Raw genomic sequence first — 2,924 nt, 5'->3', positions numbered from 1 at the left:
GATCAGCTGGAAGCTGGAGAACAGCACCAGCAGCACCAGGGCTGCCACCACCCAGCGGACGATGCCGCCAGGATCCAGGTATCGCCACCGCCGTCGGCCTCCCGCCCGCGCTGGCCACTGACCGGCGCCGGCAGCGACTCGCCGTCGATCAGCCCGACCAGTACGGCGGTGGCATCGGTGATGCCGCCGGCGTAGTCGCCACTGCGGAAGCGTGGCACCAGATATTCCTGGATGACGCGGTTGGCGATGGCATCGGGGATGGCGCCTTCAAGACCATAGCCCGGCTCGATGCGCACACGCCGGTCATCCTTGGCCACCACCAGCAGCACGCCGTCATCCACACCCTTGCGGCCGATCTGCCACTGGTCGAAGACCCGCGTCGTGTACTGCGCGATGTCCTCCGGCTGCGTCGTGGGCACCACCAGCACCTGCAGCTGGCTGCCCTTGCGCTGTTGCAGGTCCAGCGCCTGCTGCACCAGCGCCTGCTTCTGCGCGGCGTCCAGCGTGCCGGTGGTGTCGACCACCGGCGAGTCCAGCGCGGGGATGGGCGCCAGCGACTGTGCGTGGCCGGCCAGCGGCAGCCACAGCAGCATGACCAGCAGTGCCGTCGCCAGACGCATGGCTCAATGGCCCGGCTGCGGTGCCGGCTGCTGCTGCGGCGCGTTGCCGAAATCGACGGCCGGTGCGTTGGAGATCTGCGCTTCGTTGTCCACGGTGAAGTTCGGCTTGGTCTTGTAGCCGAACAGCTTTGCGGTGATCACCTGCGGGAACGAGCGGATGTAGGTGTTGTAGTCCTGCACCTGCTGGATGTAACGACCACGCGCAACCGTGATCCGGTTTTCGGTGCCTTCCAGCTGGGCCTGCAGGTCGCGGAAGTTCTGGTCGGACTTCAGTACCGGATAGTTCTCGGTCACCACCAGCAGCCGCGACAGCGCGCTACCCAGTTCGCCCTGGGCCTGCTGGAACTGCTTGAGCGAGGCTTCGTCATCGGCGTTGACGTTGATCTGGCCGACACGCGAGCGGGCGTTGGTGACTTCGGTCAGCACGCGCTCTTCCTGGCTGGCGAAGCCCTTCACGGTCTGTACCAGGTTGGGCACGAGGTCGGCACGGCGCTTGTACTGGTTGAGCACTTCGGACCAGCTGGCCTTGACCGCTTCATCCTTCTGCTGGATCGCGTTGTAGCCGCAGCCGGACAGCAGGGAGGCCAGCAGCATCAGGGGCAGGACACGGGTGAACAGGCGCATGGCGGAGGTTCCGGGTGGGCTTGGCGCCGAGCATGCCATGGTTCGGGTGAAAGACCGGCCATCGGGCGCCGCCCCCTCCGCGGTGGCCATGCTCAGGGATCGCCTGAGTAGTCCGGGCGGGTGGGCATGGCGGGGGACGCCGTGAATCCGTCCCGGGAGGCTTATCCGCGCCATCCATGGCGCGGATACCCCCGCCACGCCCACCCGCCCGGCCTCATACGGTTTCCTGCGCACCGCGGGAAGATCAAAAGAAAAAAATCAAAAGCAAAAGCCGGTTCTTCAGGCATTCGTGTCGACCAAGGTCGACACCTACCAGAGCGGAACGCCGTTGCGACAGATCGCGGGAATGGGCCGGGCCCCGCAGGGGTACTTACAGCGTCCCCCTCAACCGGACCCACCCCGCCAACCCACGGAATGCAGGCCTTTGCCGTTGACGTTGACGTTGATTCGGCGGGTGCAGGGCTGCAAGCCCTGCCGGAATCCAACACCCCTCAGCAGGCTTCGGCCACCGCAGTGCGACCGCGCCCCAGCCACGCCAGCAGCAGGCCCGATGCCGCCAGCAGGCCACCGGCCACCGGGATCGCGGCGTAGCCCAGGCCCGAGCTGATCACCGCACCGCCGAGCGCCGCACCCACGGCATTGCCCAGGTTGAACGCGCCCACGTTGATCGACGACGCCAGGCCCGGCGCCTCGGTGGCCGCTTCCATCACCCGGATCTGCAGCGGCGGCACGATGGCGAAGGTCGCCGCGCCGAACAGCAGTACACCGAGCGCTGCGGTCACGGGATTCATGAAGGCCAGCGGCAGCACGAACATCAACACGGCCAGCGCCGCCAGCAGGATCCGCGTAGCGCCATCCAGCGACCAGTCGGCCATGCGCCCGCCGATGCCATTGCCGATGGTGAAACCGATACCGATCAGCGCCAGTGACATCGCGATGAAGGCATTGGAGGCACCGGTCAGCTCGGTCAGCACCGGCGCCACGTAGGTGTACAAGGTGAACATGGCACCGGCGCCCAGCACCGTGGTGGCCATGGCCAGCAGCACCTGCGGCTGCAGGATCGCCTTCAGTTCACGGCGCACGTCCGGGCGCGGACCCGGTGCCGAGGCCGGCAGGGCCAGGCCGAGCGCGATGATCGCCACCACGCCCAGCACTGCGGTGCCGGCGAAGGACAGGCGCCAGCCCAGCTGCTGGCCGACCCAGGTTGCCAGCGGCACGCCGCCGATGTTGGCGATGGTCAGGCCCATGAACATCGTGGCCACCGCCGCCGCCTGCTTGTCCTTCGGTACCAGGCTGGCGGCGACCACCGCACCGATACCGAAGAAGGCACCGTGGTTGAGGCTGGTGACCAGCCGCGACAAAAGCAGCAGGCCATAGTTCGGCGCCAGCGCCGACAGCAGGTTGCCGACCACGAAGATCGACATCAGCAGCATCAGCGCGGTGCGCTTGCCGAAGCGTCCCATCAGCAGCGTCATCACCGGCGCGCCCAGCATCACGCCCATGGCGTAGGCCGTGATCAGCATGCCAGCGGTGGGAATGCCAACCCCTACGCCGTCGGCGATGACCGGCAGCAGGCCCATCGGGGCGAACTCGGTGGTGCCGATGGCGAAGGCGCCGACGGCAAGCGCCAGCAATGCGGCTCTGGACTTCATGGGGGACTTCCTGGGGGCGGGAATCGGG

At 67.5% G+C, this 2,924-nt stretch carries 2 protein-coding genes and 1 pseudogene; all 3 read right to left on the bottom strand.

Annotation, left to right across the window (positions count from 1 at the left end):
• Positions 1-620, bottom strand: a pseudogene (locus tag QMZ25_RS18850) (TPM domain-containing protein); the annotation flags it as partial.
• A 3-nt stretch (positions 621-623) separates the two neighbouring features.
• Positions 624-1,244 (bottom strand): LemA family protein, encoded by a 621-nt coding sequence (locus QMZ25_RS18845; protein WP_100471327.1) that lies wholly within the window; start codon positions 1,242-1,244, stop codon positions 624-626.
• Positions 1,245-1,735: 491 nt separating this feature from the next.
• Positions 1,736-2,896 carry an MFS transporter gene (locus QMZ25_RS18840; protein WP_197600884.1) on the bottom strand — a complete coding sequence of 387 codons (1,161 nt, stop codon included), beginning with the start codon at positions 2,894-2,896 and terminating at the stop codon, positions 1,736-1,738.
• Positions 2,897-2,924 lie beyond the last annotated feature (28 nt).

This window comes from Stenotrophomonas sp. RS-48, assembly GCF_030053245.1.
GTDB lineage: Bacteria > Pseudomonadota > Gammaproteobacteria > Xanthomonadales > Xanthomonadaceae > Stenotrophomonas > Stenotrophomonas maltophilia_P.
Note: the sequence above shows the minus strand (reverse complement) of the source record. Positions and strands in the feature narration are given on the sequence as shown.

Bases quoted from the DNA above. Each gene is read 5' to 3' on its own strand.
- QMZ25_RS18845 (WP_100471327.1), bottom strand. From the start codon at position 1,244: ATGCGCCTGTTCACCCGTGTCCTGCCCCTGATGCTGCTGGCCTCCCTG.
- QMZ25_RS18840 (WP_197600884.1), bottom strand. From the start codon at position 2,896: ATGAAGTCCAGAGCCGCATTGCTGGCGCTTGCCGTCGGCGCCTTCGCC.